This is a genomic window from Niveibacterium terrae, from assembly GCF_048213115.1.
Lineage (GTDB): Bacteria > Pseudomonadota > Gammaproteobacteria > Burkholderiales > Rhodocyclaceae > Niveibacterium > Niveibacterium terrae.
The window spans coordinates 2,839,669-2,866,051 of sequence record NZ_CP172404.1 but is presented as its reverse complement, the minus strand read 5'-3'; the positions used below and the strand labels follow the sequence as shown (position 1 = coordinate 2,866,051).

Annotated in this window: 27 protein-coding genes, 4 tRNA genes and 1 riboswitch; of the genes, 16 read left to right on the top strand and 15 right to left on the bottom strand. The window is 65.9% G+C overall.

Going from position 1 to position 26,383, the window contains the following annotated elements; genetic code table 11:
• Positions 1-14: 14 nt before the first annotated feature.
• From ACHFB9_RS13275 to ACHFB9_RS13265, 3 genes are read right to left on the bottom strand one after another with little or no spacing between them, the layout of a single operon-like run.
• Entirely contained in the window at positions 15-791 is a 777-nt protein-coding gene (locus ACHFB9_RS13275) for a ferredoxin--NADP reductase (RefSeq protein WP_417067737.1), read from the bottom strand.
• Positions 788-1,726, bottom strand: a complete 939-nt coding sequence (locus ACHFB9_RS13270) for an electron transfer flavoprotein subunit alpha/FixB family protein (protein WP_417067735.1) — start codon at positions 1,724-1,726, stop codon at positions 788-790. The genes ACHFB9_RS13275 and ACHFB9_RS13270 overlap by 4 nt, the downstream gene beginning before the upstream one ends.
• Positions 1,723-2,475: an electron transfer flavoprotein subunit beta/FixA family protein gene (locus ACHFB9_RS13265; RefSeq protein WP_417067733.1), complete on the bottom strand. Its 753-nt coding sequence runs from the start codon at positions 2,473-2,475 to the stop codon at positions 1,723-1,725. Before ACHFB9_RS13265 ends, ACHFB9_RS13270 begins: the two co-directional genes overlap by 4 nt.
• Before the next feature lie 99 nt (positions 2,476-2,574).
• Here ACHFB9_RS13265 and ACHFB9_RS13260 point away from each other — a divergent pair, with 99 nt between their 5' ends.
• Together ACHFB9_RS13260 and ACHFB9_RS13255 are read left to right on the top strand one after the other, a co-directional pair.
• A complete protein-coding gene (locus tag ACHFB9_RS13260; RefSeq protein ID WP_417067731.1) occupies positions 2,575-3,501 on the top strand; it encodes a LysR family transcriptional regulator in 927 nt (308 codons plus the stop codon).
• 8 nt (positions 3,502-3,509) lie between these two features.
• Entirely contained in the window at positions 3,510-5,147 is a 1,638-nt protein-coding gene (locus ACHFB9_RS13255; RefSeq protein WP_417067730.1) for a 4Fe-4S dicluster domain-containing protein, read from the top strand.
• 33 nt (positions 5,148-5,180) lie between these two features.
• Here the strand turns inward: ACHFB9_RS13255 and ACHFB9_RS13250 are convergent, their stop codons facing one another.
• Positions 5,181-5,684, bottom strand: coding sequence for a hypothetical protein (locus ACHFB9_RS13250; protein ID WP_417067729.1), 504 nt, complete (start codon positions 5,682-5,684; stop codon positions 5,181-5,183).
• Between the two features lie 278 nt (positions 5,685-5,962).
• Between ACHFB9_RS13250 and mgtA the strand changes: the two genes are divergently transcribed.
• Together mgtA and ACHFB9_RS13240 are read left to right on the top strand one after the other, a co-directional pair.
• Complete coding sequence (gene mgtA / locus ACHFB9_RS13245; protein ID WP_417067728.1) at positions 5,963-8,515, top strand: magnesium-translocating P-type ATPase; 2,553 nt, start codon at positions 5,963-5,965, stop codon at positions 8,513-8,515.
• 102 nt (positions 8,516-8,617) lie between these two features.
• The gene (locus ACHFB9_RS13240) at positions 8,618-9,475 is read left to right on the top strand and encodes a substrate-binding periplasmic protein (protein WP_417067727.1); all 858 of its coding nucleotides are present in this window, start codon (positions 8,618-8,620) and stop codon (positions 9,473-9,475) included.
• On the opposite strand, the gene ACHFB9_RS13235 is transcribed toward ACHFB9_RS13240, so the two are convergent.
• Entirely contained in the window at positions 9,382-9,969 is a 588-nt protein-coding gene (locus ACHFB9_RS13235; RefSeq protein ID WP_417067725.1) for a Spy/CpxP family protein refolding chaperone, read from the bottom strand. The two genes, ACHFB9_RS13240 and ACHFB9_RS13235, sit on opposite strands and share 94 nt — an antisense overlap.
• 136 nt (positions 9,970-10,105) lie before the next feature.
• On the opposite strand from ACHFB9_RS13235, the gene ACHFB9_RS13230 reads away from it, so the two are divergent.
• Both ACHFB9_RS13230 and ACHFB9_RS13225 read left to right on the top strand, forming a co-directional pair.
• Positions 10,106-10,489: a hypothetical protein gene (locus tag ACHFB9_RS13230; protein WP_417067724.1), complete on the top strand. Its 384-nt coding sequence runs from the start codon at positions 10,106-10,108 to the stop codon at positions 10,487-10,489.
• Entirely contained in the window at positions 10,486-11,436 is a 951-nt protein-coding gene (locus tag ACHFB9_RS13225; protein WP_417067723.1) for a CapA family protein, read from the top strand. Before ACHFB9_RS13230 ends, ACHFB9_RS13225 begins: the two co-directional genes overlap by 4 nt.
• Before the next feature lie 65 nt (positions 11,437-11,501).
• On the opposite strand, the gene ACHFB9_RS13220 is transcribed toward ACHFB9_RS13225, so the two are convergent.
• The gene (locus ACHFB9_RS13220; RefSeq protein ID WP_417067721.1) at positions 11,502-12,074 is read right to left on the bottom strand and encodes a TMEM165/GDT1 family protein; all 573 of its coding nucleotides are present in this window, start codon (positions 12,072-12,074) and stop codon (positions 11,502-11,504) included.
• Between the two features lie 50 nt (positions 12,075-12,124).
• Positions 12,125-12,256, bottom strand: a riboswitch (yybP-ykoY riboswitch).
• 92 nt (positions 12,257-12,348) lie between these two features.
• Between ACHFB9_RS13220 and dinB the strand changes: the two genes are divergently transcribed.
• Entirely contained in the window at positions 12,349-13,449 is a 1,101-nt protein-coding gene (gene dinB / locus ACHFB9_RS13215; protein WP_417067719.1) for a DNA polymerase IV, read from the top strand.
• Between the two features lie 15 nt (positions 13,450-13,464).
• Here the strand turns inward: dinB and ACHFB9_RS13210 are convergent, their stop codons facing one another.
• Positions 13,465-15,465: a M13 family metallopeptidase gene (locus tag ACHFB9_RS13210; RefSeq protein ID WP_417067718.1), complete on the bottom strand. Its 2,001-nt coding sequence runs from the start codon at positions 15,463-15,465 to the stop codon at positions 13,465-13,467.
• A 209-nt stretch (positions 15,466-15,674) separates the two neighbouring features.
• On the opposite strand from ACHFB9_RS13210, the gene ACHFB9_RS13205 reads away from it, so the two are divergent.
• The 4 genes from ACHFB9_RS13205 to ACHFB9_RS13190 are packed head-to-tail and all read left to right on the top strand — an operon-like array spanning position 15,675 to position 19,561.
• Complete coding sequence (locus ACHFB9_RS13205) at positions 15,675-16,754, top strand: polyamine ABC transporter substrate-binding protein (RefSeq protein WP_417067716.1); 1,080 nt, start codon at positions 15,675-15,677, stop codon at positions 16,752-16,754.
• A gap of 1 nt (position 16,755) precedes the next feature.
• Complete coding sequence (locus ACHFB9_RS13200; protein WP_417067714.1) at positions 16,756-17,820, top strand: ABC transporter ATP-binding protein; 1,065 nt, start codon at positions 16,756-16,758, stop codon at positions 17,818-17,820.
• Between the two features lie 26 nt (positions 17,821-17,846).
• Positions 17,847-18,746 (top strand): ABC transporter permease, encoded by a 900-nt coding sequence (locus ACHFB9_RS13195; RefSeq protein ID WP_417067712.1) that lies wholly within the window; start codon positions 17,847-17,849, stop codon positions 18,744-18,746.
• A complete protein-coding gene (locus ACHFB9_RS13190) occupies positions 18,743-19,561 on the top strand; it encodes an ABC transporter permease subunit (protein ID WP_417067711.1) in 819 nt (272 codons plus the stop codon). The genes ACHFB9_RS13195 and ACHFB9_RS13190 overlap by 4 nt, the downstream gene beginning before the upstream one ends.
• A 1-nt stretch (position 19,562) precedes the next feature.
• Here the strand turns inward: ACHFB9_RS13190 and ACHFB9_RS13185 are convergent, their stop codons facing one another.
• The 7 genes from ACHFB9_RS13185 to ACHFB9_RS13155 form a co-directional block, all read right to left on the bottom strand.
• The gene (locus tag ACHFB9_RS13185; protein ID WP_417067710.1) at positions 19,563-20,165 is read right to left on the bottom strand and encodes a hypothetical protein; all 603 of its coding nucleotides are present in this window, start codon (positions 20,163-20,165) and stop codon (positions 19,563-19,565) included.
• Between the two features lie 2 nt (positions 20,166-20,167).
• Entirely contained in the window at positions 20,168-20,551 is a 384-nt protein-coding gene (locus tag ACHFB9_RS13180) for a diacylglycerol kinase family protein (protein ID WP_417067709.1), read from the bottom strand.
• A 13-nt stretch (positions 20,552-20,564) separates the two neighbouring features.
• Positions 20,565-20,759, bottom strand: coding sequence for a hypothetical protein (locus ACHFB9_RS13175; RefSeq protein WP_417067708.1), 195 nt, complete (start codon positions 20,757-20,759; stop codon positions 20,565-20,567).
• Positions 20,760-20,960: 201 nt separating this feature from the next.
• A tRNA-Asp gene (locus ACHFB9_RS13170) sits at positions 20,961-21,037 on the bottom strand.
• Positions 21,038-21,117: 80 nt separating this feature from the next.
• Positions 21,118-21,193 (bottom strand) — tRNA-Asn (locus tag ACHFB9_RS13165).
• Positions 21,194-21,198: 5 nt separating this feature from the next.
• A tRNA-Thr gene (locus ACHFB9_RS13160) sits at positions 21,199-21,273 on the bottom strand.
• A 92-nt stretch (positions 21,274-21,365) separates the two neighbouring features.
• Positions 21,366-21,442: transfer RNA gene (locus ACHFB9_RS13155), tRNA-Met, on the bottom strand.
• Between the two features lie 97 nt (positions 21,443-21,539).
• On the opposite strand from ACHFB9_RS13155, the gene ACHFB9_RS13150 reads away from it, so the two are divergent.
• The 5 genes from ACHFB9_RS13150 to ACHFB9_RS13130 all read left to right on the top strand — a co-directional run bounded on the left by ACHFB9_RS13150 (position 21,540) and on the right by ACHFB9_RS13130 (position 25,808).
• Positions 21,540-21,854, top strand: coding sequence for a hypothetical protein (locus tag ACHFB9_RS13150; RefSeq protein ID WP_417067707.1), 315 nt, complete (start codon positions 21,540-21,542; stop codon positions 21,852-21,854).
• A gap of 9 nt (positions 21,855-21,863) precedes the next feature.
• Positions 21,864-23,198, top strand: a complete 1,335-nt coding sequence (miaB, locus tag ACHFB9_RS13145; RefSeq protein WP_417067706.1) for a tRNA (N6-isopentenyl adenosine(37)-C2)-methylthiotransferase MiaB — start codon at positions 21,864-21,866, stop codon at positions 23,196-23,198.
• A complete protein-coding gene (locus tag ACHFB9_RS13140; protein WP_417067705.1) occupies positions 23,198-24,169 on the top strand; it encodes a PhoH family protein in 972 nt (323 codons plus the stop codon). The genes miaB and ACHFB9_RS13140 overlap by 1 nt, the downstream gene beginning before the upstream one ends.
• Positions 24,135-24,833: an rRNA maturation RNase YbeY gene (ybeY, locus tag ACHFB9_RS13135; protein ID WP_417067704.1), complete on the top strand. Its 699-nt coding sequence runs from the start codon at positions 24,135-24,137 to the stop codon at positions 24,831-24,833. Before ACHFB9_RS13140 ends, ybeY begins: the two co-directional genes overlap by 35 nt.
• Positions 24,834-24,962: 129 nt before the next feature.
• Entirely contained in the window at positions 24,963-25,808 is an 846-nt protein-coding gene (locus ACHFB9_RS13130; protein ID WP_417067703.1) for an HlyC/CorC family transporter, read from the top strand.
• Between the two features lie 23 nt (positions 25,809-25,831).
• Here the strand turns inward: ACHFB9_RS13130 and ACHFB9_RS13125 are convergent, their stop codons facing one another.
• Positions 25,832-26,314 carry a hypothetical protein gene (locus tag ACHFB9_RS13125; RefSeq protein WP_417067702.1) on the bottom strand — a complete coding sequence of 161 codons (483 nt, stop codon included), beginning with the start codon at positions 26,312-26,314 and terminating at the stop codon, positions 25,832-25,834.
• Positions 26,315-26,383: the final 69 nt, after the last annotated feature.

The window sequence follows — 26,383 nt, the reverse complement described above, 5'->3', positions numbered from 1 at the left end:
TGAGGCCAGGCGGCTCACTTCTCGATGAAGGCGCGCTCGATCACATAGTCGCCGGGTGCGCCGATGTTCGGCGACGCGACGAAGCCGCGCGCGTCAAGCATCTCCGAGAGGTCCTTGAGCATCGCGGTGCTGCCGCAGAGCATCGCGCGGTCCCGCGCCGGATCGAGCGGCGCGAGGCCCAGATCGGTGCAGAGCTTGCCGGTTTCGATCAGATCGGTCAGCCGGCCCTGGTTGCGGAAGGGCTCGCGGGTCACGGTCGGGTAGTAGAGTAGCTTGTCGCGGACGAAGTCACCGAGGAATTCGTGCTCGGGCAGTTCGCGCGCGAGCAGATCCGCGTAGGCCAGCTCGCTGACCGTGCGTACGCCGTGCGTGACGATGACCTTGTCGAAGCGCTCGTAGGTGTCGGGATCGCGGATGATGCTCAGGAAAGGCGCGAGCCCCGTGCCGGTGCTGAGCAGGAACAGGTTGCGGCCCGAGCGCACGTCGTCGACGATCAGCGTTCCGGTTGGCTTGCGGCTGACGAAGATCTCGTCTCCGGGCGCGAGGTGCTGCAGGCGCGAAGTCAGCGGACCGTTGGGCACCTTGATGCTGAAGAATTCAAGGTGCTCCTCGTAGTTGGCGCTGGCGATGCTGTAGGCGCGCAGCAGCGGGCGGCTCTCGGTCGGCAGACCGATCAGCACGAACTGCCCGTTGGCAAAGCGCAGACCCGGATCGCGCGTCGTCTTGAAGCTGAACAGGGTCTCGTTCCAGTGATGGACTTCGGTGACGGTTTCGGTGATCAGCGAGCTCATGCTCTGTCCTCGGCGGGAAGTTGCCGGACCAGCGCAGGCACGGCTTCAAAGATGTCGGCAACCAGCGCGTAGTCGGCCAGCTGCATGATCGGGGCTTCGGGATCCTGGTTGATCGCGACGATCACGCGGCTGTCCTTGATGCCTGCGGTGTGCTGGACCGCGCCGGAGATGCCCACCGCGATATACAGATCGGGGGCGACGACGGTGCCGGTCTGGCCGACCTGCCACTCGTTGGGCGCATAGCCGGCATCGACCGCCGCGCGCGTCGCGCCAAGCGCGGCGCCGAAGCGATCGGCCAGCGGCGCGAGCACCGCTTCGAACTGCTCCGCGCTGCCCAGCGAGCGGCCGCCCGAGACGACGACGCGCGCGCAGCCCAGTTCGGGGCGCTCGCCGCTGGCGCTGTGCCGGGCCGTGACGCGGGCGCGGCCGTCGGCGGCGGGCGCGGCGAGGCGGTGGACTTCGGCCTGGCCGTCCAGGCTGGCCGCGGCGAAGCGCGATGCGCGAATCGTCAGGATCTGCAGGCCGGGGCGGTTCTCGACCGTCGCGAGCAGGTTGCCGGCGTAGATCGGACGCTGGTAGGTATTGGGGCCGAGCAGCGCCAGCGCTTCGCTGACCATGCCGACGTCGCGCTGCGCGGCCAGCCGGGGCAGCGCGCCGCGCGCGAGCGTCGTGTGCGCGGAGAGGATCACTGAGTATTGATCGGCGAGCGAGTCGAGCAGCGCCGCGAGATCCTCGGCGAGCGGCTGCCCGAGATGGGGAGCGTCGGCGTGCAGCACGCGGCGCAGGCCGGCGATCTTGGCATGGGCGGCGACATCGGTCCGGCCCAGGATCAGCAGATCCACGCTCTGGCCCCAGTGTTGGGCGGCGGTGACGGCCTGCAGCGTCGCGCGCGGCACGCCCGATTCGGAGATTTCTGCGACGACGAGCGTGTTCATGCGATCACCTGGGCTTCTTCACGGAGTTTTGCGATCAGCTCGGCGACCGAGCCGAGGATTAGCCCGCTGGCGCGCGGGGCGGGCGTTTCGACCTTGACCGTCGCGACGCGGGGAGCGAGGTCCAGGCCAGGCGCGGCGCAGTCCAGAACTTCGATCGTCTGGCGCTTGGCCCTCATCAGATCGGGCAGCTTCGCGAAGCGCGGCGCGTTGAGGCGCAGGTCGGCCGAGATCACCGCGGGCAGATCGATTTCGAGCGATTCGGTGCCTCCCTCGACTTCGCGCGTCAGCGCGAGCCGATTGCCGGCGAGCGACAGCGCCGAGACCGCGACCGCCTGCGGCCAGTCGAGCAGCGCGGCGAGCATCTGCGGAGTCTGGCCGGCGTCCTCGTCGATCGCCTGTTTGCCGAGCAGCACCAGCGACGCGTTTTCGCGCAACACGAGGTGGCGCAGCAGCTTCGCGATCGCGAGCTGATCGAGTCCGGCGGGCGCCTGGCCCCAGATCGCGCGCGTCGCGCCCAGCGCCAGCGCCTGGCGCAGCGAATCCTGAACCGTCGCATCGCCGAACGAGACGGCGATGATCTCGCTGGCGAGCCCGGCTTCCTTGAGCCGAACGGCCTCTTCGAGCGCATTCTCGTCGAAGGGGTTGATGCTCATCCGCGCGCCGGCCAGTTCGACGGCGCTGCCGTCGCTGCGGGGACGGACCTGTACGTTGTGGTCGACGACGCGTTTGATGGAAACGATGATCTTCATGAGTCCTCCTTGCTTGCGGACCATTGTAGGGACCGGTAAACTATTCACAAAGCAGATAATTATTGAAACGCATATCTATTTTGTGGATATAGGAGCGGCATGAGATTCACCCTCAGACAGCTGGAAATCTTCGTCGCCATCGCGCAGACGGGTTCGGCGAGCCGGGCTGCCGAGCGGCTCTCGCTGTCGCAGTCGGCGACCAGCACCGCGCTGGCCGAGCTCGAGAAGGCCTATTCGCAGATGCTGTTCGACCGGGTCGGCAAGAGCCTGCGTCTGAACGACACCGGGCAATGGCTGCTCTGCCGCGCCACCGAGATCATCGACCGGGCGCAGGAGCTGGAGAACGCGCTGGCCAGCCAGTCGGCGATCGGTCCGCTGCGCCTGGGCGCCAGTCTGACGATCGGCAATTACCTGGCCACGCTGCTCGTCGCGGACTTCCTGAAGCTGCACCCGGAATCGCGCGTCCAGCTGGCCGTCCATAATTCGAGCGACATCGTCGCCGCCGTCGCGCATTTCGAACTGGATTTCGGGCTGGTCGAGGGCGATGTTCAGCACCCGGATGTCGTCGCCGAGTCGTGGTTGCGCGACGAACTGGTGGTCTTCGCGGCACCGAATCACCCTCTGGCCGCAAAGAGGAAGATCAGCCGGGAGGACGTGCTGGAGCAGGACTGGATCCTGCGCGAGCCGGGCTCGGGCACGCGCAGCACGGTCGAGCATGCGTTCAGCGGCGACCGGCAGCGCCTCAAGGTTCGCCTCGAACTCGAACACACCGAGGCGATCAAACGCGCGGTCGAGGCCGGCCTGGGCCTGGGCTGCATCTCGCGTCTGGCGCTGCGCGACGCCTTCCGCCGCGGCAGCCTGGTGCCTTTACCGGTTCACGATCTGGACCTGCGGCGCTCCTTCTATCTGGTGCGCCACCGCCACAAATACGTCAGCGCCGGGCTGGCCACGCTGATCGATCACATCCGTGCCTTCACCGGCGATGCCACTTCGACGGACGACATCGCGCTCGCCCCCGTTCCCTGAGAGAAGCCATGACTCGCGAAATCATCGAATACGACGCCCTGATCATCGGAGCCGGTCCGGCCGGACTCGCCGCCGCGATCCGGCTGCGCCAGCGCGCGCAGAGCCTCGGCCAGGAGTTCACGGTCTGCGTGCTGGAGAAGGGCGCCCAGGTCGGCGCGCACATCCTCTCCGGCGCGGTCATCGACCCGGTCGCGCTGGACGAGTTGCTGCCCGACTGGCGCGAGCGCGGCGCTCCGTTGAAGACCCGGGTCGTCGGGGACGAAGTGCTCTGGTTCACCGCGCAGCACGCCGTCGCTGCGCCGCGCTTCGCTCTGCCGCCCCAGCTCGCCAACGAGGGCCTCTACGTCGGCAGCCTCGGCGAGCTGTGCCGCTGGCTCGCCGAGCAGGCCGAGGCCTTGGGCGTCGAGCTCTATCCCGGCTTTGCCGCGGTCACGCCGTGTTTCGATGAGCGCGGCGCGCTGACCGGCGTCGCGACTGGTGACATGGGCATCGATGCGTCAGGCGAGCCGACCGGGCGCTTCGCGGCCGGCATCGAGATCCGGGCGCGCTATACGTTGGTGGCCGAGGGCGCGGGTGGCTCGCTGACGCGTCAGCTCGAAGCGCAGTACGGGCTTCGCGAAGGCGTCGGCGAGAGCCACTTCGGTCTGGGCATCAAGGAAGTCTGGCGTGTCGCGCCCGAGCGCCATCGCCCCGGACTCGTGATCCACACGCTGGGTTGGCCTCTGGGCGGGGAGGCGAGCGGCGGCGGTTTTCTGTACCACTATGGCGAGGATCTCGTCGCAATCGGTCTGGTCACCCATCTGGACTACCGGAACCCCTACCTGTCGCCCTTCGACGAATTCCAGCGCCTCAAGACGCACCCGAAGATCGCCGCGCTTCTGCAGGGGGGCGAGCGCCTCGGCTATGGCGCCCGGACGACCAACGAGGGCGGGCTGCAGAGCCTGCCCCGGCTGAGCTTTCCCGGCGGTGTGCTGCTCGGTTGCGCGGCGGGTCTGCTCAACGTGCTGCGCATCAAGGGCACGCACAACGCGATGAAGTCCGGGATGCTGGCAGCCGAATCCGTCGCCGATGCCTTGCTGGCTGGCCGGCAGCACGACGAGCTGATCGATTATCCCAAGGCGCTGCGCGCATCGTGGATAGGTCGGGAGCTTGGCGATACGCGCAACGTCAAACCGTTGCTGTCGCGTTTCGGAACCGTTTTCGGCTCACTCTTTTGCGGCATTGAGATGTGGCTGCTCGCGGCGGGCCTGCGCCTGCCCTGGACTCTCGCCCATCCGCTGCCCGCGCGCGCGCGGATGGCCGAGGCCCGTGGTTTCAAGCCGCGTCAGGGAGTACGGCCGGATGGTCAGCTGATTTTCGATCGGCCCAGCTCGCTGATGCTCGCGAACATCAGCCACGAGCACGATCAGCCTTGCCACCTGAAGCGGCGGAACACACCGGATCAGGAGGCGGCGCGGGTGATCCGCTTCGCGGCGCCCGAGACGCGCTACTGCCCGGCCGGAGTCTATGAGCTGGACGGGGGGGAAGTCAGGATTAACAGCCAGAACTGCCTGCACTGCAAGGCCTGCGAGTTGGCTGACCCCGAGCACAGCTTGCTCTGGCACCCGCCCGAAGGTGGAAGCGGGCCGCAGTACGGCGCGATGTGATCCGCTGGCTGGACGGATTGGTCGCCAGCGGCTTCAGCCCTTCCGGGGAATCGTGCTGTTGAACGCTTCGATGCTCTGACGCAGGCTGATATTGACGAAGGCCGTCGTGGCCAGTTCGCCGACCTGTTGCAGCGTCGCGAGGAGGGGTTTGAGTTCGCTCTCCTCGGCTTCTTCGCGCCAGCGAACGCTCAGCACGCCGACCGGCCTGGCCGGGGGAAAGGGCACCGCGATCAGACAAATCTTCGCGCCGTTCAGCTGGATCAGAGCCTTGCCGCTGGCGAGCGCCTGTTCGGCGAAGGCGTTCAGCTCCGATTCGGGGCGCAAGCTCTGCGGAGCGCCGTTCTCGTCGAACTCGACGTCCTCGACCAGGCTGTCCATCGCCACTTTGAGCAGCGCCCGATCGGGGGCCAGCAGAGACTTCAACGCGCTGCCAACCTGTTGATGGATCGCTTCTGCGTTCCCGGCCTGGCGCAGAGCCTGGGCGAGCAGGTGCAGCCTGGCCTGTTTTGAAGGGTTTGCCTCCGATGGGGGAACCATGTTCGCTCTCCTGGTGTGACGGCGCGATGGAAACAGAGGGCCTGCAGGCTGTCCCCTTGTCAGCAAGACTAGCCTAGAAATCGATGGCTAGCCTTGTCGGGAATAGCCGTGAGGCTTGGCGGCGAAGGCGCGGAAAAGCAGATCGGCCGGTCTGGGCGAACTAAACTGCCCTAAGCGTTCGCGGCCCGGCCTCTGTGCGCGGGCTTCCTGGCCCGCGGAGAACGGCGGGCGCCGCCGCTCCATTGCGCACGGACAAGCTGAACCTGTTGGGGGGCAATATGCCGGTCGATTCGAAACAGCTCCCCTGGTGGCTGGGAGCGGAGGCCGCGGACGCGCCCGAGAGCGCGACCGATGCGACGGGTTTGTCGGGCGAAGAGGCCCGGTCCCGACTTGAACGCTTCGGCCCCAACCGCTTGCGCGAGCAGCACGACCGCTCGCTCGTGCTGCAGTTTCTCGCCCGTTTCAAAAATCCGCTGGTCCTGATCCTCCTCGTCGCCAGCGCCGTCTCGGCCTTTACCGGCGAGCTGACCAATTTCCTGATCATCTCCACGATTGTGCTGCTCAGCGTGACGCTGGACTTCGTCCAGGAGTACCGCGCCAACGCGGCTGCCGACAAGCTGCGCGAGTCGGTATCGGTGCGCGCGACGGTGCTGTGCGAAGGCCTTCCTACCCAGATCGCCGTGGCCCAGGTCGTCCCCGGCGACATCGCGCTGCTCGCGGCCGGCGATCTGATCCCGGCGGACGGGCGCGTGCTCGAGGCGAGCGACTTCTTCGTCAAACAGGCTCTGCTGACCGGCGAGTCCTATCCGGTGGAGAAGCACCCCGGCGCGCTGCCTGAGACCGCGACGGATCTTCAGGAGGCGAGCAACGCGGTGTTCATGGGCACTTCGGTCATCAGTGGCAGCGCCCGGATCCGCGTCGTGAAGACCGGCGCCGCGACCGCGGTCGGTGCGATTGCCGACAGCCTTTCCCGGCCCTCGCCGCCGACTTCCTTCGATTTGGGCATGCGCCGCTTCGGCCTGTTGATCATGAGGATGACGGTCCTGATGGTGATGTTCGTGCTGCTCGTCAGTCTCTTTTCCCACAAACCCTGGCTGGAGTCCTTCCTGTTCGCGGTCGCGCTCGCGGTCGGTCTGACGCCGGAGCTGCTGCCCATGGTGGTGTCGGTTACGCTGGCGCGCGGGGCGCTGCGCATGGCCAAGCAGCAGATGATCGTGAAGAGGCTCGCGGCGATCCAGGATCTGGGGGCGATGGATGTGCTGTGCACGGACAAGACCGGCACGCTGACCGAGGCCAGGATAAGGATGGAGCGGCACGTCGATGCACAGGGCGTCTCCAGCGAGCGGGTGCTGGAACTGGCCTTCCTGAACAGCTTCTTCGAGAGCGGTCTGAAAAATCCGCTCGACGAAGCCATCCTGAACCATTCCGGAATCGATACGGGGGGGTGGAAAAAGATCGACGAAGTTCCCTTCGACTTCGAGCGTCGCTGTGTTTCGGTGTTGCTGGACAACGGCCAGATGCGGTGGCTCATCGTCAAGGGCGCGCCCGACGAGATCCTCGGGCTCTGCACGCATCTCGAGGCCGACGGAGTCGCGCTCGAAGCCCCGCTGGATGAGGCGGCGCGGGAGGCCGCCCGCGAACGCTACCGTGCGCTGGAGCAGGAGGGGTTCCGCGTCTTGGCCATCGCCTGGCGTCAGGTGGCGCAGGATCATCCTCATGCGGTCGTCAGCGATGAATCCGAGCTGGTGCTGGCCGGCTTCGCCGCTTTCCTCGATCCGCCCAAGGAGAGCGCGGCTTCGGCGTTGGACGCACTGAAGAACGCCGGCATCGCAATCAAGATCGTCACCGGAGACAGCGACCTCGTCACCCGCCATGTCTGCACCGAGCTGAAGATCCCGGTCACCGGTCTGTTGACGGGCAAGGAGATCGCGCTTCTTGACGATCACGCGCTCGCCGCCCGCGCCGAGGCGGTGAACCTGTTTTGCCGGGTCAATCCGGCGGAGAAGAACCGGGTCATCCTGGCCCTGAAGGCCAGAGGCCATGTGGTCGGCTATCTGGGCGACGGCATCAACGATGCGCCTTCGCTGCATTCGGCGGATGTCGGCCTGTCGGTGGATTCCGCGGTCGACGTGGCCAAGGAGGCCGCCGACATGATCCTGCTGAAGCCGGATCTGCACCTGTTGCATGCCGGAGTTCTGGAAGGTCGGCGCACCTTCGGCAACATCATGAAGTACATCCTGATGGGAACCAGCTCCAACTTCGGCAATATGTTCAGCATGGCGGGGGCCTCGCTGTTCCTGCCTTTCCTGCCGATGTTGCCGACCCAGATCCTGCTCAACAACATCCTCTACGACATTTCGGAAGTGCCCATCCCGCTGGACGAGGTCGATGCCGAGGATATCCTTCGTCCCCGCGCGCTGGATCTGGATTTCATCCGCAACTTCATGTTCGTGATCGGGCCGATCAGCTCGCTGTTCGACTTTCTGACCTTCTACGTGATGCTGAGTGTTCTGCAGGCGGACGAGAAGCTGTTCCAGACCGGCTGGTTCGTCGAATCGCTGTGTACCCAGGTGCTGGTGATCTTCATCATCCGCACCCGTGGCAATCCGCTCAAAAGTCGGGCCAATCCGCTGCTGACGGCAAGCTCTCTGCTGGTTGTCGCCGCCGCGGCCTGGCTGCCCTTCACCGCTGTTGGGCCGCATTTCGGTTTTGTCCCGCCGCCGGCGAAGTTCTATCTGATCCTCGGTGCCATGGTTCTGGTCTATCTCGGCGCGGTCGAATTTGCGAAACAGCGCTTCTACCGATGGGCTGCTCACCGCTTAAAGGGCTGATCGGTTTCAAGGCTGGCAGCGCGCTCCTGCCGGCAAGAGTTTCTTGACCTCGACTGCTGCTCTGCCAGACTGATGAGTTGGGACTTTCGCTGGAGAGGGCTCATGTCGAGAGCGGTTTTTCTTTGCGGCCTCTGGCTGGTGCTGGCCAGCCAGATCCTGTTTCTGTCCGAAGGCCGCGCGGAAGAGACGAGCTGGCGCGTGATCTCGGGGCAGCTGCCGCCTTTCTCATATGAAGACAAGGGACGGCCGACCGGCTTCATGGTGGATCTGATCTGCGAGGCGGCACGCCGCAGCGGCGCTACGCTGAAGATCGAGTACTACCCATGGGCGAGAGCCGTCGCGATGGGCGAGGCGGGACCCGAAACCCTGATCTTTCCTCTGGCGCGGACGCCGTACAGAGAAGGGCGGTTCTCGTGGATCCTGCCGCTCTATGCGCAGAGATATGTCGTGCTCGCTCCGCGTGCGACGAAGCTCGCTGCCGACGGCGGGATCCCGCCGCACGCGCGGATCGGCGTGATCCGCGGCACGACGCTGATCAAGGATATCCCGGCCTTGGCGGGGAAGAGGGTCCTGGGGGGGCGGGACTACCTGAACCTGTTCAGGATGCTCGACGAGAATATGATCGATGTGATCGTCGGTCCCGCGTCCATCGTTCAGGCGAGCATGAAGCAGATCGACAGGGCGGCCGGAGACTATCGGATCGGTGCGACGCTGGGGCGTTTTGAACTGTGGCTGGCCGCCTCGCGCGATCTTTCCGCGCAGCAGGCCGCGGTGCTGGAAGAGGCTGTCCGGGCCATGCAACGCGATGGCACTTACGAGCGTCTGCTCCGGCGTCATGAACTCGATGACGACGCGCGAAGCGACACTCAGTTGCGCTCGGGCGGTGGTTCGCGCTTGTCGCCGCGCTCGCCCGGCTTGCCACCGCCTTCGCCTTCGGCCGTGACCGCCAGCCCCGAGTAGAGGGCCGGAACCGTGGCTGGCAGCAGCGCGTCGGCCGTTCTCTGCTGTTCGGGCGTCAGCGTTGTATAGAGCGCCCGGGCCGATCTTTCGATCTGCTCCATCGCGGCGAGGCGGTTGCGGACAACATCGACCTTGCGGGTGATCGCATTGATTCCTCCCGCGGCATCGGAGGCGAGCGGCGCGCGCATCTGATCGTCGAGCAGGTCTTCGACGCGGCGCTGATAGCGCTGCCAGAGCGCAAGCTGGGCGGGGCTGAGTTTCAGTTCCCGCTCGGCCGTCTCGAGCGCCCGCGCGATTCCCGCGAACGGACTCTGGCTCGGCGACCGCTGTTTTACTCCGTCATCGCCTTGGCGCTTGCCGCCCTGGCGGCCGCCCGGAGGCTCACCGCCCATTCCTCCGCCCCCGCCCATCCCGCCTCCCATGGCCGAGGCATCGTGGATCAACAGGCTGCCGAGAAGGGCGGTGGCGATCAGGAGGCGGCGGGAGGCGGGCATTGAGTAAGGCTCTGAAATCGGGAGCCCCGAGTCTGGCAAAAACCGGCCGGGGCGAGCTTCCTGGTTTGGCCATGCTTGTAAGCACCGATGTCGGATGCCTGCGATAATCACATCTGTCATCACACCGGGAACGCGGATGAGATTTACAGCCTTTTTCCTGCTGGCTCTGACGCTGGCGCTGCCCGCCAGTGCGGCCGAGCAGATCCTCTGCCACGTCGAATACGGCGGCGAGACGCGCGAGCTGCGCGCCGCCCCGGTGTCCTCGCCCTATGCGGTCGCGCCGACCGCGATCGGCTCCTACTTCCTGTTCCGGGTCGTGTTCGAGCGCTCCGGCTCGGTCAAGCTCTACACCTACGCCGATCGCGAGCAGGGGCCGGTGCCGATCCACGTTGCCGAATATCAGAGGCAGGATCTTCGCCCGGGGCGCTACGGTTTTACCGGCGTGCAGACGGTCTATGAGCCGCTGCGCGACGGTGAGCTCAAATACTGGTGTGAACTCGTCGGGAAGGCCGCGCGATGAAAGCAATGCTGATGCTGTTGGCGCTGCTGCCATGGGTGCCCGCCGTGGCGGTGGATCTCGTCTTCGTCGGCGATGTGATGCTCGCCGACGGGCCGGGCAAGACGATCGCGGCGGGGGGCGACCCGCTGGCCGGGTTCGACGCCGAGCTGCGCGGCGCCGACTTTTCGATCGCCAATCTCGAATGCCCGGTCGCGCGGAGCGGCAAGGCGCTCGAAAACAAGATCTGGACTTTCCGTGCCGACCCCGCGGCGCTCGCGGTGCTCAAGGGGCGGGTCGACGCGGTTTCGCTCGCGAACAACCACTCCGGCGACTATGGCCCCGAGGCTTTCGTCGAGACCCTGGATCAGCTTGCCGCCGCGCACCTGCCTTTCTTCGGCGGTGGCCGCAACCTGGCCCAGGCCCACGCGCCGCTGTGGGTGGAGAAGAAGGGCATCAGGATCGCGGTGCTCGCTTACGACGAATTCAAGCCGCGCAGTTTCGAGGCGGGCGCGGCGTGGCCGGGCGTCGCGTGGAGCGAGGACAGCCAGGTCGTCGCCGACATCCGCGCCGCGCGCGCCGCCGGAGCCGACCTGGTGATTCCGTTCATGCACTGGGGGTGGGAGAACGAGACCCGGCCTTCCGCGCGGCAGTGGCAGCTTGCGAAGAGGATGATAGCGGCGGGGGCCGACGCCATCGTTGGAAGTCACCCCCATGTGACTCAGGGGGCGGACGTCTATCGTGGCCGGCCGATCGTCTGGAGCCTGGGGAACTTCGTCTTCGACGGTTTCTCGTCCCCCGAGACCACACACGGCTGGCTCCTGAAGATGCGGCTGGACAAGAAGGGCGTTGTGAGCTTCGAGGCAAGGGAGGCCGAGATCGACGAAGCGGGCACGCCCCATCCGTCGGATGGCGTCAGCCCTTGCTGGCGGCGAGGGCAGGCGAAGGCCGCCTCCTGTCCGCGATCCTGATGCTTTTTTGAGAACTTCTGGCGAAGCCATGTCGCGGCTTCGCCAGATTTGCCGGGGCTCTTTGCTCAGAAGACCTGACCGACGTTGAAGAGCGCGAGAAGCCCGATCACCGCGAACATCGCCGCGGCGACGCCGTGCACGAGCTGCATCGGAATCCTGTTCGCGGCGCGATCGCCCAGGAAAACGGCGGGAACGTCGGCGATCATCATGCCCAGAGTCGTTCCGCAGACGACCTGGAACAGATCGCCGAAGCGCGCGGCCAGCGCGACGGTCGCCAGCTGGGTCTTGTCGCCCATCTCGGCGAGGAAGAAGGCGAGCGCCGTTGCGCCGAAAGCGCCGAAGCGCGACGGCAGGCGGGTCTCTTCGTCGTCCATCTTGTCCGGAACCATGACCCAGGCGGCCATCGCGATGAAGGAGATCCCTACGACCCAGCGCAGCACGTCAGCGCCCAGGAAGGTCGTGATCCAGGTTCCGACCAGGCCGGCGAGCAGGTGGTTCGCGACGGTCGCGACGAGGATGCCCAGCACGATGGGCAGAGGGCGACGGAAACGGGCGGCGAGCAGCAGCGCGAGCAGTTGGGTCTTGTCGCCGATTTCACCTGCGGCGATGATTCCGGTCGAGACGAGGAAAGCTTCCATGATCAGAGTGCGGGTCGGGCGGGGCGATACCCAGGCAGAGGCCGCCGCCCAACCCCTGAGCCGGCGCCCTGCCCATGGTCTCGCCAGACACCGGGATGCGGTGTTGAGTGCGCCATGGCCGGGCGGCCAAGTCTGTTGACGCATCCCCCTCGCAGCGGAGGGCGGCTACTCCCCAAAGGAGGGGCGATTGTACATGGGGAAGGCGGCAAAGCCCATACAGTTGTTTTGCTGTATGGGTCGGGTAGAATCTCCGCTTTCCGTTTCCTGATCCACGATGAAGCGCCGCCGCATCGCCCACCTCGACATGGATGCCTTCTTCGCGTCGGTCGAGCTGCTGCGCCGCCCCGAGCTCAAGGGCTTGCCCGTTGCGATCGGTGGGCGGGGCGATTCGCTGACGCCCGCGGGTCGCGCCGCGCTGATCGCGAGTCGTGGCGTCGTCAGCACTTCAACCTACCCGGCCCGCGCTTTCGGCGTGCGCTCGGGCATGGCCTTGCGCCGAGCCTTCGAGCTGTGCCCGTCGCTGATCGTGCTGCCGGTCGATTTCGACGCCTACCGCGACATGTCGCGGCGCTTCAAGGCGGCCGTGCGCGAAGTGGCCGAACGGATCGAGGACTGGGGAATCGACGAGATCTATATCGATCTGAGCGATGTCCCCGGCGACGATCTTGAGCTCGCAGCCGAGATCAAGCGCCGCGTGCTGGCCGCCACCGGTCTGACCTGTTCGATCGGCATCGCGCCGAACAAGCTGCTGGCCAAGATCGCTTCCGATATGGACAAGCCCGACGGCGTGACGCTGATCGGTGAAGAGGACATCGCGACGCGGATCTGGCCTCTGCCCGCCCGCGTCATCAACGGCATAGGCCCGAAGGCGGCGGCCCGGCTCGCCGAGCTGGGGATTGAATCTATCGGCGAGCTCGCCGCCGCACCGCCGGCGCTGCTGATGCGCCACTTCGGCCCTCACTACGCAGCCTGGCTGCTCGATGCGGCGCACGGCCGCGACGAGCGGCCGCTGACGATGGAGCATGAGCCGAAATCGCGCTCGCGCGAGACCACGTTTCCGCACGACACCCGCGACGGTCTGACGCTGTACTCGGTGATCGCGAAGCTCTCGCGCCAGGTCGCCGCCGACCTCGCGGCGCGGGGCCTGGCCGGCCGCTCGATCGGGATCAAGGTCAAGTACGACAACTTCACGATCCATACCCGCGACCACCGGCTATCCCAAGCCACCGGTGACGCGCAGAAGATCCGCGATACAGCCGTGCACTGTCTGCAGCGCGTGCCGATAGACCGGAAGATCCGCCTGCTTGGCGTCAAGGTCTCCGATCTCGAGGAAGCCGATCCGCTCGCCCGCGGCGAGAACCTGAGCCTGTTCTGAGCCGCGGCCGTTCTGTCACCAGATCCGGATCCGTTCTTCGGGCGCCTTGTACATCCTGTCGCCGGGTTTCGTGCCGAAGGCGTCATGGAAGGCATCGTTGTTGATCGCGGCGCCGTTGGCACGAAACTCGGCCGGTGAGTGCGGGTCGGCCGTGATCCGCTGCAGCAGCGCCGCTTCGCGCGACTTCTCGCGCCAGGCGCGCGCCCAGCCGAGGAAGAAGCGCTGCTCGCCGGAGAGACCGTCGATGACCGGGGCGGGTTTTCCGGCCTGCGACAGCTCGTAGGCCTTGAACGCGATCTGCAGCCCGGACAGGTCGGCGATGTTCTCGCCCTGGGTCAGGTGGCCGTTGATGTGCTGGCCGGGAATTGGCTCATAGGCTTCGTACTGCGCGATCAGCTTCGCTCCGATCGCATCGAAGGCCTTGCGGTCGGCCTCCGACCACCAGTTGCGCAGGCGCCCCAGGCCGTCGTACTGGCTGCCCTTGTCGTCGAAGCCGTGGCTGATCTCGTGACCGATCACGGCGCCGATCGCGCCGTAGTTGAACGCGTCATCCGCCTCGATGCTGAAGAAAGGCGGCTGCAGGATCGCGGCCGGGAACACGATCTCGTTCATGCTCGAGTTGTAGTAGGCATTGACGGTCTGCGGTGACATGTGCCATTCGCTGCGGTCGACCTTGTCATTGACGCGCGCGACTTGCCGCTCGTACTCGAAGCGCGCGGCCCGCTGATTGTTGCCAAGCGGATCGCCATCGCGGATCGCGAGCCTCGCATAGCTTTGCCAGTGCTTCGGATAACCGATCTTGACCGTGTAGTGGGCGAGCTTGTCCTGGGCCTGGATCCTGGTCTCGGGCGACATCCAGGAGAGTTTCTCGATCGAGTCCGCGTAGGCGCGCATCAGGTTCGCGACCAGCTTGTCCATCCTCGCCTTCGCTTCGGGCGGGAAGTGGCGGGCGACATAGATCCGGCCGACCGCTTCGCCGAGCGCGGCGTTGAGCTGGGCCGTGCCCTGCTGCCAGCGTGCCTTCGGCTGCTCGGCGCCGGTCAGCGCCTTGCCGTGGAACGCGAAACCCGCTTCGCGGAAGGCTTCGGGCAGCACATCCGAGCTGCTGTCGAGCACGCGCGCGGCGAGGTACTTCTTCCAGACTTCCAGCGGCTCATCCTTGAGCATCTTTGCGACTGCTTCGACCGCGCTGGGTTGGGCCAGATTGATCGTCGAGATTTTCGGAAAGGAGGCGGTCTTCAGGAAGAGGGGCCAGTCGATCCCGGGAGTCCTGCTGGCCAGTTCGGCCACCGACATCGGATTGTAGGTTTTGACCGGGTTGCGGTTCTCGACCTTGTCCCATTGCGTCTGGGCGATTTTGACTTCGAGCGCGAAGACGCGCTTGGCGCTCTCGGCGGCCTGTTTGTCGCCGGCCAGCTGGAACAGCGTCTCCAGATAGCTCTGATAGGCGGTGCGGGCCTTCGCGAAGCGGGCATCGTCCTTCAGGTAGTAGTCGCGATCCGGCATGCCCAGGCCGCCCTGTCTGACCGAAGTCAGGTAGCGATCGGGGTGCTTGGGATCGCTGGAAACGCCCAGCCTGACCGGGGTGTTGATCGTGCCGGCGAAGTGACCGAAGGTCGCGATCAGCTGCGCGCGGGTCTTGATCGCGGAAATCCGCTTGAGGGCGGGTTCGACGGGCGCGAGTCCGGCCTTGTCGATCGCCGCGGTATCGAGATAGCTGCGGTAGAAAACCGCCACTTTCTGTTCGTTCGTGCCGGCAGGGAAACTCTTTCCCGCGAGTTCCTCGGCGATCGCCTTGACGCGCTGGTCGGACAGATCGCGCAGCTGGATGAAAGTGCCGTAGGAGGGTTTGTCGGCCGGAATCCTTGTGCGGGCGATCCAGCCGCCATTGACGGCGCGGAACAGGTCGTCCTGGGGGCGCACCGAGGCGTCGCCACCCTCGGCGTCGAGCGCCGAGGCGATGGCGGGCGGGCAGCAGAGCGCGGCGAGCAACGCGCAGAGCAGAGAAGTCTTCATTCGGGAGGTGGCCATGGTAGGGGCTGGGGGAGGAAAAGAGCGAGCTTAGCGATTCGCGAAAACCGCGTCCAAGCGTTTCGTATCCTTCTGTATCGACAGCAGATCCGGTCAAAGCGTCGATACTGTGCAGTATTGGGCCGGAGCGGCGGGGGCGCTGCGGCATCATTCGGCTGTCCGGCGGGGCGCCGGGAAGAGCTCGGGAGGACGGGATGCATTGCCTGTTTCTGCTGGCAGTCGTGCTGGTCTCGCTGTCCGCCGTGGCCGAGGAGGCCAGGCTCAACGTCTACAACTGGAACGACTACATTGCCCACGATACGGTCGCCGATTTTCAGAGGGCGACCGGCATTGCGGTCCGCTACGATTTGTACGACAGCAACGCGACGCTGCAGGGCAAGCTCTTGACCGGCCGCAGCGCTTACGACGTCGTCTATCCGAGCGTCGAGTATGCCGGCCGGCAGATCCAGGCTGGAATCTTCCAGCCCCTGAACAAGGCGAAGCTTGCGAACCTTAAGAACATCGATCCCTTGATCCTGAAGGCGATCGCGGTCGCCGATCCGGGCAACCGCTATCTGCTGCCCTACATGTGGTACACGACCGGCGTTGCGATCAACGAGGACAAGGTCCGTCGCGCGCTGGGCGGAGCGCTGCCCGCCGACGCCTGGGATCTGCTCTTCGATCCGAAGATCAGCGCGAAGCTCGCCGGCTGCGGGATTTCGCTGATGGACGAGGCGAGCGACGTGATCCCGGCCGCGCTGATCCACGCCGGGCGGGATCCCGTGCGCATGGATCCGGCCGCGATCCGCGCCGCGCTCGCCCATATCCTGCCGGTACGCGCGAACGTGCGCACTTTCAACACCGCGCCGATCGACCAGATGGCGCGCGGCAGCCTGTGCGTCGCGATGATGTTCTCGGGCGATGCGCTGATCGCGGCCCGTCGCGCCGCCGAGTCGCATACCGGAGTCTCGCTGCGCTACCTGATCCCGAAGTCCGGCGCGATGATGTCGATCGATGTGATGGCGATCCCGAGGGACGCGCCGCACCCGGGCAACGCCCACCGCTGGATCGACGCGATGATGGACCCCGCCGTGATCGCGAAGATCTCGAACGAGTGCTTCTATCTGAGCGCGAACCGCGCCGCGCTGCCCAGGCTCTCGCGCCGGCTCAGCGAGGATCCCGTCATCAACGTGCCCGACGACGTGAAGGCCAGGCTCAAGGCCAAGCCGGTGCTGGGTCAGGCCGTCCAGCGCGAGCTGACCCAGGCTCTGGCCCGCTTCAAGGCGGGCCGCTGACGTGGGCGAAGCCTTTCTCGACGTCGAGCGGATCTCGAAGCGCTTCGACGATACGCCTGCGCTCGTCGGCGTGTCGCTGGCGATCCGCCGCGGCGAACTCTTCGCTCTGCTGGGCAGCTCGGGCTGTGGCAAGTCGACGCTGCTGAGGACGATTGCCGGGCTCGAAGAGCCGGACTCGGGGCGGATCGTGCTCGACGGCCGGGATCTCGCCGGGGTGCCGGCGCACCGGCGGCCGATCGCGATGATGTTCCAGTCCTACGCGCTCTTTCCCCACCTTTCGGTGGCCGGCAATGTGGCGTTCGGGTTGCACCAGTTCCGCCCGGCCTTGCCGCGCGCCGAGATCGCGCGGCGCGTCCGCGAGATGCTCGAGCGGGTACAGATGGCGGGCTTCGCGGACCGGCGTCCGCACGAGCTCTCGGGAGGGCAGCAGCAGCGTGTCGCGCTCGCGCGCAGCCTGGTCCGCTCGCCGAAACTGCTGTTGCTCGACGAGCCGCTGTCGGCGCTGGATCGGCGGATCCGCGCCCAGACGCGCAGCGAGATCGTCAGCTTGGTGCGCCGCGTCGGTGTCACCTGCGTGCTGGTCACGCACGATCAGGAGGAGGCGATGACGATGGCCGACCGGATCGGCGTGTTCTCGCCGCGCGGCGAGCTGCTCCAGGTCGGCTCGCCGGCCGAAGTCTATGAGCGCCCGGACAGCCGCTATACGGCAGGGTTCATCGGCGAAACCAACCTGTTCGAGGGGGTCGTCGAGGGCGCCCGCCTGCGCTGCGCGGATCTGGCGGTGCCGCTCGCGATCCCGGCGAGCCCGGCTCTTGCCGACGGCAGTCCGGCCTGGCTCTCGGTGCGGCCCGAGAAGATCCGCATCGGGGAGGATGAGGGGGCGGAGAACCGGATCCGCGGCCGCTTGCTCGACATCGCCTACTTCGGCAGCCACTCGCTGCTGCGCGTCGGAGTCGGTCGCGACAGGGCGCTGATCGCGAGCGTCGCGCGCAGCGAAGCGCTCGTGCCCGGCGACGAAGTGGGGCTCGGCTGGCGCGCCGCGGACGGCGTGCTCTTGACGCGATGAGGAGCGGCGATTCGAGAGGCGGCCGGATGGCCCGCGCGGCGCTGATCGCGCTGCCCTGGGCCTGGGGGCTCGCCTTCTTCGTGCTGCCTTTCGCGCTGATCATCGGCGTGAGCCTCTCGACGCCCGAGCTCGCGATTCCCCCCTATGTCTCGCCGCTGGCGCGGGGGCTCGCGCCCGATCCGGCGAGCTATCTGCGCATCCTCGGCGAACTCGCCGCGCTGGGTGGTCACGGCGATGCAGCCGGGCTGCAATACCTCGGCGCTTTCGGCAATTCGCTGCTGCTCGCGGCACTGACGACGCTCGCCTGTCTGCTGCTGGGCTACCCGTTTGCGTGGCGGATCGCCCGCTCGCCGCAGAGTTCGCGGCAGACGCTGCTGATGCTGGTCATGCTGCCTTTCTGGACTTCGTTCCTGCTGCGCGTCTATGCGTGGATGAGCCTGCTCGACAGCAGCGAAGTCGGCCTGATCAATCACCTGCTGCTGAGCCTGGGCTGGGTTGATCAACCCCTGCCGCTGCTCTACAGTCGCGGTGCGGTGCTGATCGGAATGATCTACAGCTACCTGCCCTTCATGGTCCTGCCGCTCTATGCCCATCTGGTCAAGTTCGACGCTCGCCTGATCGAAGCGGCGCGTAACCTCGGGGCGACGCCGTGGCGCTGCTTTGTCTCGGTCACGCTGCCGCTGTCGCTGCGCGGCATCCTTGCGGGGGCCCTGCTGGTCTTCATCCCCGCGGTCGGTGAATTCGTGATTCCCGACCTGCTCGGAGGCGGCGGCCTGCCGGTGATCGGCCGGCGGATCTGGGACGACTTCGGTCCTAACCAAGATTGGCCGGAGGCCGCCGCGATGACCGTGGTCATGGTCCTGCTGCTCATCCTGCCGATGATCGTGCTGCAGCGGCACGGCCATGCGCGCGGAGGCGGGCGATGAGAGATCTCTTCGGGCGGAGCTGGTTGATCCTCGTCTTCGCCTTCCTCTATCTGCCGATAGGCTGCCTCGTCGTCTTCTCCTTCACTGCCGGTGAGCTGACGACCCAGCTCGACGGGGTGTCGCTGCGCTGGTATGCGTCGCTGGCGGGCGATGCCGAACTGCGCTCGGCCGTCGCGCTGTCGCTGACCCTGGCCTGTGCCGCCGCCAGCGCGGCGGTGTTGATTGGCGGCGTTGCCGCGCTGGGCTTGAGGCGCTTCGGCCCTCTTCCCGGCCGCGGTTTGCTCGCCGCGATGTTGTCCGTGCCCATGGTGCTGCCCGAAGTCGTGATCGGGCTGTCGCTGGTGTTGCTGTTCACCCACCCGTGGCTGCCCTGGCTGGGCGGGCGGGGCGTCGTCGCGATCTGGGTCGCGCACACGACGCTGTGCGTCGCCTATGTCACGGTGCTGGTCGACTCCCGCCTCGCCGAAACCGATCCTGCGCTCGAAGAGGCGGCCCGCGTGCTCGGCTGCCCGCCGCTCAAGGCCTGCTTCGTCATCACGGTTCCGGTCATCGTGCCGGCACTGCTCTCGGGCTGGCTGCTCGCCTTCACGCTATCGATGGACGACTTCGTGCTCGCCGGAATGCTCTCCGATCCGGGCAGCACGACCTTGCCCGTGCTCGTGTTTGCGCGCCTGCACCATGGCCTGAAGCCGGACATCAACGCGCTGGCGAGCGTGATCGTTGCGCTGGTGTCGATCGCGGTGCTGATCTTCCACGTTCTTCAGCGATCAAGCCGCCGCCGCGAGCGGGCGAGGGCGCTGAGGCGCGAAGGCTGACTCAGGCGGAATTGCCGGACTGCCCGCACTGGCGGGCACTGCGGCCGCGGCGCTCAGTGGCGAGCTTGGCGAGCGCGGCGAAGCGCTCGGTCAGGCTGTGTTCGATGAAGTAGCGGATCACGAACATCGGCAGCACGGAATCGGGTTTCGCGACCGCCTGGTAGCGATAGTTTGTCCCGTTCTCGCCTTCGCTCAGCCGCCAGCTGCCCTTGAACGACGGGATCTCGCCCTTGACCTGGACGAAATCCGTCCCGTAGGAGGGCAGTTCGGTGATCTCGAGCACCGAGAGCAGACGGACCGGGAAGTGCAGGATTCGCTCTTCCAGCTTCAGCTCGACCCTGACCTTGTTGTCGGCGAGCCGGGTGAGCTTGGAGCTGATCACGCCCGGGATCTGCGCCGAGGCATCGTAGTCGACCAGGAAGTGGTAAGCCTGGCACTTGTCGAGCGGGACATGAAAGACCGCCGCTGTGTGGAGCTCGTCGCCCTTGCGCAGAACCTGAACCTTCAGGCCGAAGTCGTCGGTCTCGGGCGGGTGAGCCAGGGCCGCGGGCGAAAGCGCCAGCGCGGCCAGCAGCAGTTTCAGGCGGGAAGGGATAGTGCTCACGTCTAGAGGACGGCCAGAAGCTTCGGGATGAAGATGATGCCGCCGACGATTGCGGCAAGGCCCGCGGCCAGCAGGACCGCTCCGGCTGCGACATCCTTCGCCTTGCCGGCGGTCTCGTGGTAGCCGGGCGAGAGCAGATCGACGGTGAACTCGACCGCGGTGTTGATCGCCTCGCTGACCCAGACCAGCGCGATCGCGAGCAGCAGTGCGCACCATTCGCTCGGCGAGACCGCGAACAGCCAGCCCGCATAGACGACGGCGAGCGCTGCGACGAGGTGAATTTTCGCGTGCGCCTGGGTCGAGAAGGCGATGCGCACACCGTTGGCCGCGTAGCGGAAACTGTTCCGGCGCTGCTCCAGCAATTTCAGAAGTGAGGTGTCTTCCATGTCGTCTGCGCGCTCACCGGCGCGCCATGAACTGAGCGTAGGCAGAGTTTGGCCCAAAAAAGGCGCTGATTTCCGTTCGCTTGCGCGTATCCGTGATGCAGTCGCTGCCGGCGCTGATCGTGCTGAAACGGACTTCACGGTCGACCGCGGCGAGGGGCGGGGCGACGAGCGAGGCGACAGACAGGGCGTTGCGAATCCTGAGCGGCATCGAAGAGCTCTCGGGAGCAGGGCGAACGAAGGGAGACTGCCACGGAAACATTGCACTTTTCTGCATGGAACCGCCGGGCAGCCGGGAGGGGGCATTTTACCCAATTCGGCGCCTTGGACCGGGCTTGATGTCGGCGAAGTCGCGAAGTCTGGTCGGCGAACGCGCAAAGAAAAAGCCCGTCGAAAGACGGGCTTTGAATGTTGGCGGAGTGGACGGGACTCGAACCCGCGACCCCCGGCGTGACAGGCCGGTATTCTAACCAACTGAACTACCACTCCATTTCCTGCTCGGGCTTTCCACCTGCGGGTGGGCTGAAAGCCTGAGCGGCAAGCGTTTGTGCGCTTGCCGCTCGTAAATCTGGCTCCTCGACCTGGGCTCGAACCAGGGACCTACGGATTAACAGTCCGGCGCTCTACCAACTGAGCTATCGAGGAACATTTGGTGCTCATGGGCAGGATCGAACTGCCGGCCTCTCCCTTACCAAGGGAGTGCTCTACCACTGAGCCACATGAGCATTCCCTTGTGCGCCCCATCGACCGAATCGACGATGCGCGGCGACGCAGTTCTTTCCAGAACCGATTCCGAAAAATCGGTCCATGTATTCCTTGGTGGTGATGGGCGGGATCGAACCGCCGACCTATGGGTTATGAATCCATCGCTCTAACCATCTGAGCTACATCACCACGAGAGCAGGCGAATATAGCGTGTCGAAGCGTTTGGGTCAAGTGTGGCTGAGCTATACTGCGCGAAGTGTCCTTTTCCATTCCTGCGGGGGTTTCGATGCGTCGGGTGCTATACGCGGTGGTGCTGGGGCTGTTCATGGCGGGGAGCGCGCTGGCGGCCGTTGGTCTGCGCATATTTCCGGCCGATGCGCAGCGCGCGACGATAAACGCCTTCGACGGCAGGACGATGCGCCTGGGCAAGAAGGATTTCCTGGTCGCCCCAGGCCTCGTGATCCGCAACCAGCAGAACGTGATCATCCTTGCCAACGAGATGTACGGCGCCAAAAAGGTCGAAGTCCGGGTTCTGTTCGACGGCAATGGAGCCGTCTGGCAGGTCTGGATCCTGACGCCCGGCGAGCTGCAGGACAACTGAAGATCATCGATGAAGAAGCTTTATATCCGTACTTTCGGCTGCCAGATGAACGAGTACGACTCGGACAAGATGGCCGACGTCCTGGGGGCCGCCGAAGGCATTGAAAAGACTGACAATCCCGAAGAGGCGGACGTTATCCTCTTCAACACCTGCTCGGTGCGCGAGAAGGCGCAGGAGAGGGTGTTCCACGATCTGGGCCGGGTGCGTCTGCTCAAACAGCAGAAACCCGGGCTGATCATCGGTGTCGGCGGCTGCGTTGCATCGCAGGAAGGGGCGGCGATCGTCAAACGCGCGCCCTATGTCGACGTCGTGTTCGGACCGCAGACCCTGCACCGTCTGCCTCAGCTGATCGCCCAGCGCCGCGAGAGCGGTCGCGCCCAGGTCGACATCTCCTTCCCCGAGATCGAGAAATTCGACGCAATTCCGCCGGCCCGCACCGAAGGCGCGAGCGCTTTCGTGTCGATCATGGAAGGCTGCTCGAAGTACTGCACCTATTGCGTCGTGCCCTATACGCGCGGCGAGGAAGTGTCGCGTCCGCTCGACGACGTGCTGACCGAGATTGCAAACCTGGCGGCCCAGGGCGTCAAGGAAGTGACTCTGCTCGGGCAGAACGTCAATGCTTGGCGCGCGCCAATCGTGAAGGGGGAGGACGCGATCGGCGACTTCGCCTTCCTGCTCGAATGCGTGCATGAAGTGCCCGGAATCGAGCGCATCCGCTACACGACCTCGCACCCGCGCGAGATGACGCCGCGCGTGTTCGAAGCCTATGCGAAGCTGCCCAAACTCGTCTCGCACCTGCACCTTCCGGTGCAGAGTGGTTCGGACCGGGTGCTCGCGGCGATGAAGCGCGGCTACACGACGCTCGAATTCAAGTCCACGGTTCGCAAGCTGCGCGCGGCGCGGCCCGATCTGTCGCTGTCCTCGGACTTCATCGTCGGTTTCCCCGGCGAGAGCGAAGCCGATTTCGAGGCGACGATGAAGCTGATCGAGGATGTCGGTTTCGATGCGTCCTTCAGCTTCGTCTACAGCCCGCGCCCCGGCACGCCGGCGGCCGAGATGGCGGACGACACGCCCCAGGACGTCAAGCTCGCTCGCCTCGCGCGGCTGCAGAAGCGGATCGACGAGATGAGCCAGGCGATCAGTGACGCGATGGTCGGCACCGTCCAGCGCGTGCTGGTCGAAGGCGTCTCGCGCAAGGATTCGCACGAGCTCGCGGCGCGGACCGACAACAACCGGGTCGTCAACTTCGCGGGCGGCGAGAGGCTGATCGGCCACTTCATCGACGTGAAGATCACGTCGGCGCTGCCGCACTCTCTGCGCGGCGAAGCCGTGGTGAGCGACTGATGCGCCCCTTGCAGATCACGCTGACTCCGCTCGAGAACGAACGCCTGGCGAACCTGTGCGGGCCGCTCGACGAGAACATCCGTCAGATCGAGGCGGCCTGCGATGTGGCCATCGTGCGGCGCAGCGAGCACTTCTCGGTCAGCGGCGACACGGTTCAGGCGCGGCTCGCGGTCAAGGCGCTGGCGAGCTTTTACGAGCGCGCGGGCAATCCGCTGACGATCGACGACATCCAGCTGGGTCTGGTCGAACTTGCCAACGCTAACCAGGCCGCCCAGCCGGTCAATGGCCTCTTGACCCGCAAGGGCGATCTGCACGGCCGCACGCCGCGCCAGGTTGAGTACATCCGCAACATCCAGGAGCACGACATCACGTTTGGGGTCGGTCCGGCCGGGACCGGCAAGACCTACCTCGCGGTCGCCTGCGCCGTCGATGCCTTTGAGCGTCTTCAGGTCGAGCGCATCATCCTGACGCGTCCGGCCGTCGAGGCGGGCGAGCGCCTGGGTTTCCTGCCCGGAGACCTCGCGCAGAAAGTCGATCCGTATCTGCGGCCGCTCTACGACGCGCTCTACGACCTGATGGGCTTCGACCGGGTTGCCAAGCTCTTCGAACGCCACAGCATCGAGATCGCGCCGCTCGCGTTCATGCGCGGGCGCACGCTCAACCGCAGCTTCATCATCCTCGACGAAGCGCAGAACACGACGCCCGAGCAGATCAAGATGTTCCTGACCCGGATGGGCATAGGCTCCAAGGCTGTGATCACCGGAGATCTGACCCAGGTCGACCTGCCGCGCGGCCACAAGAGCGGCCTGGCCGAGGCGACCCGCATCCTCGCCGACGTGCGCGGCATCGCGACCACCCATTTCCTCAAGGAGGACGTTGTGCGCCACCCGTTGGTTGCGCGCATCGTCGCCGCTTACGAAAATTCGGAGTCCCACAATGAAGACAATCACCGTCCTGAACAGCAAAGGTAAGCGCCGCGAGATCGAAGTTGCTTCGATCGAAGTGCCGCTCGCCGACGGGCGCAGCCTGCGCATCGCTTTCCCGCCCGGCGACATCGGCGATCTGGTCGTCGAGGCGCATGCCGAGAACGGCGCGCCTGTCATGCTGATGCAACCGGGAGCTGCCAATCTGGCGACGCTGCATGTGCTGGCCGTCGAAGCCCCGGCTGAAAAGGCGGCGCCGACTCCGCTGGATCTCGAACTCGATGTCCAGAAAGAGCTCTCCAAGGAAGAGAAGGCGGATGTGCCGTCCAAGGCCGATCTGCGCCGCTGGGTTCTGGCTGCGCTGGAGACCGACGCCGAGATCACGATCCGTTTCGTCGGCGAGGAGGAGGGGAAGGAACTCAACGCCGAGTATCGCGGCAAGGATTACGCGACCAATGTGCTGAGCTTCTCCTATTCTCTGGAGCCGCTGGTGACCGGCGATCTGGTGCTGAGCTGGCCGGTCGTGGTGCGCGAAGCCCGGGAACAGGGCAAGAGCATCGCCGAGCACCTCGCCCATCTGATCGTGCACGGAACCCTGCACCTTCAGGGTTGGGATCACGAGAACGACGAGGACGCCGCGGATATGGAAGAGCGTGAGGGCGAGATCCTCGCCGCTCTGGGCTATGAAGATCCTTACGCGGGCGAGGAATAATCGGCGCCACCGCCATGCCGGGAATCCGGCATGGCTTTTGCAGCATTGCTTGCGGAGTGACTTGACCCGAGCGGGTTGAGCCAAGGCGAACCGGGTTCGCCTTGGCCCTGCCCACTTGCTTTACCGACAATGGACCCTTCCAGTAGTAGCCGACCTCGTTTTCTTGAACGTATTTCCTCGCTGCTGTCGCACGAGCCCGAAGATCGCGACGAACTGATCGGTCTTCTGCGCTCCGCCTATGACCGCAGCCTCTTCGATGCCGACGCGCTGGCGATCATAGAAGGCGCGCTTCAGGTCTCGGAGATCCAGGTGCGCGACGTGATGATCCCGCGTGCGCTGATGGACGTCGTCTCGGTCGACGACGCGATCGACAAGATCGCCGCCTTTGCGGTCGAAACTGCCCACTCCCGCTTCCCGGTCATCGGCGAAGGCCGCGACGACGTGCTCGGCGTGCTGCTCGCGAAGGATCTGCTGCGCTACTTCGCCGGCAAGGAGTTCACGCTGCGCGACGTGATGAGACCGGCGATCTTCATCCCCGAATCCAAGCGTCTGAACGTGCTGTTGCGCGAATTCCGCGCCAATCGCAACCATATGGCGCTGGTCGTCGACGAATACGGCGGCGTTGCCGGTCTGGTGACGATCGAGGACGTGCTCGAGCAGATCGTCGGCGATATCGAGGACGAATACGATTTCGACGCCGAAGGCGATGCGATCGTCGCCGATCAGGCCGGTCGCTATCGGGTCAAGGCCACGGTCGAGCTCGCCACTTTCAACGAGACTTTCGGCGTCGACTGGTCAGATCCCGACTACGATACGCTGGGCGGCATGCTGATGAGCCTGCTCGGGCGCCTGCCCCAGCGCGACGAAGTCGTCGAGCACGAAGGTTTTCGCTTCCAGGTGCTGCGCGCCGACAGCCGCCGCGTCCACACGCTGCTGATCGAACGGCAGCCCGAAGCCCTGGGCGAGGGCGGCTGAGCCGCCCGAGGGGGTCCGGGCGCTTACTTGTCCTTGGGGACGATGCCCGGGCTGAGCCAGTTCGCGACATCGTCGGCGACTTCGCCGGCGACTCCGTCCATCGTGCCGCAACTGCCGCGCAATCCGGCGATGCCCTTGCCGATGCCCTTGCGGGTGATCGAGCCGCTGCGGATCAGCGTCTCGCCGCGGGAGAGTTCGAGCTTGAGCTGGACGGTCTTCGGCCCCGAGAACGCGCCTCCGGCCCGGCCCTCGACCGACTCGATCGTGATCTGCAGCGCCGGGGTTCCGCCGGTCGCGCCGATCTTGGACAGCAGTCCCAGCTGCTGCAGACGCTCGGCTGTGCGGCCCTGGATCTTGGAGCTGACGTCGCATTCCTTGATCAGCTTCTGGTTGCCGGTGACCGCGGGCGCGTAGCGGACCGGCTGCAGCGCGACCGCTTCCGGTGCGGCGTGGGCAAGCGGACTCAGCGCAAGGGCGAGGAGGAGGGTGAGGCGGAGTCGTTTCATGGCTTTATCCTTTTTTGCCGACGAGCATCAGCGCTTGCACGGCCCGTCCGCATTCTAGTCGCGCGGGAT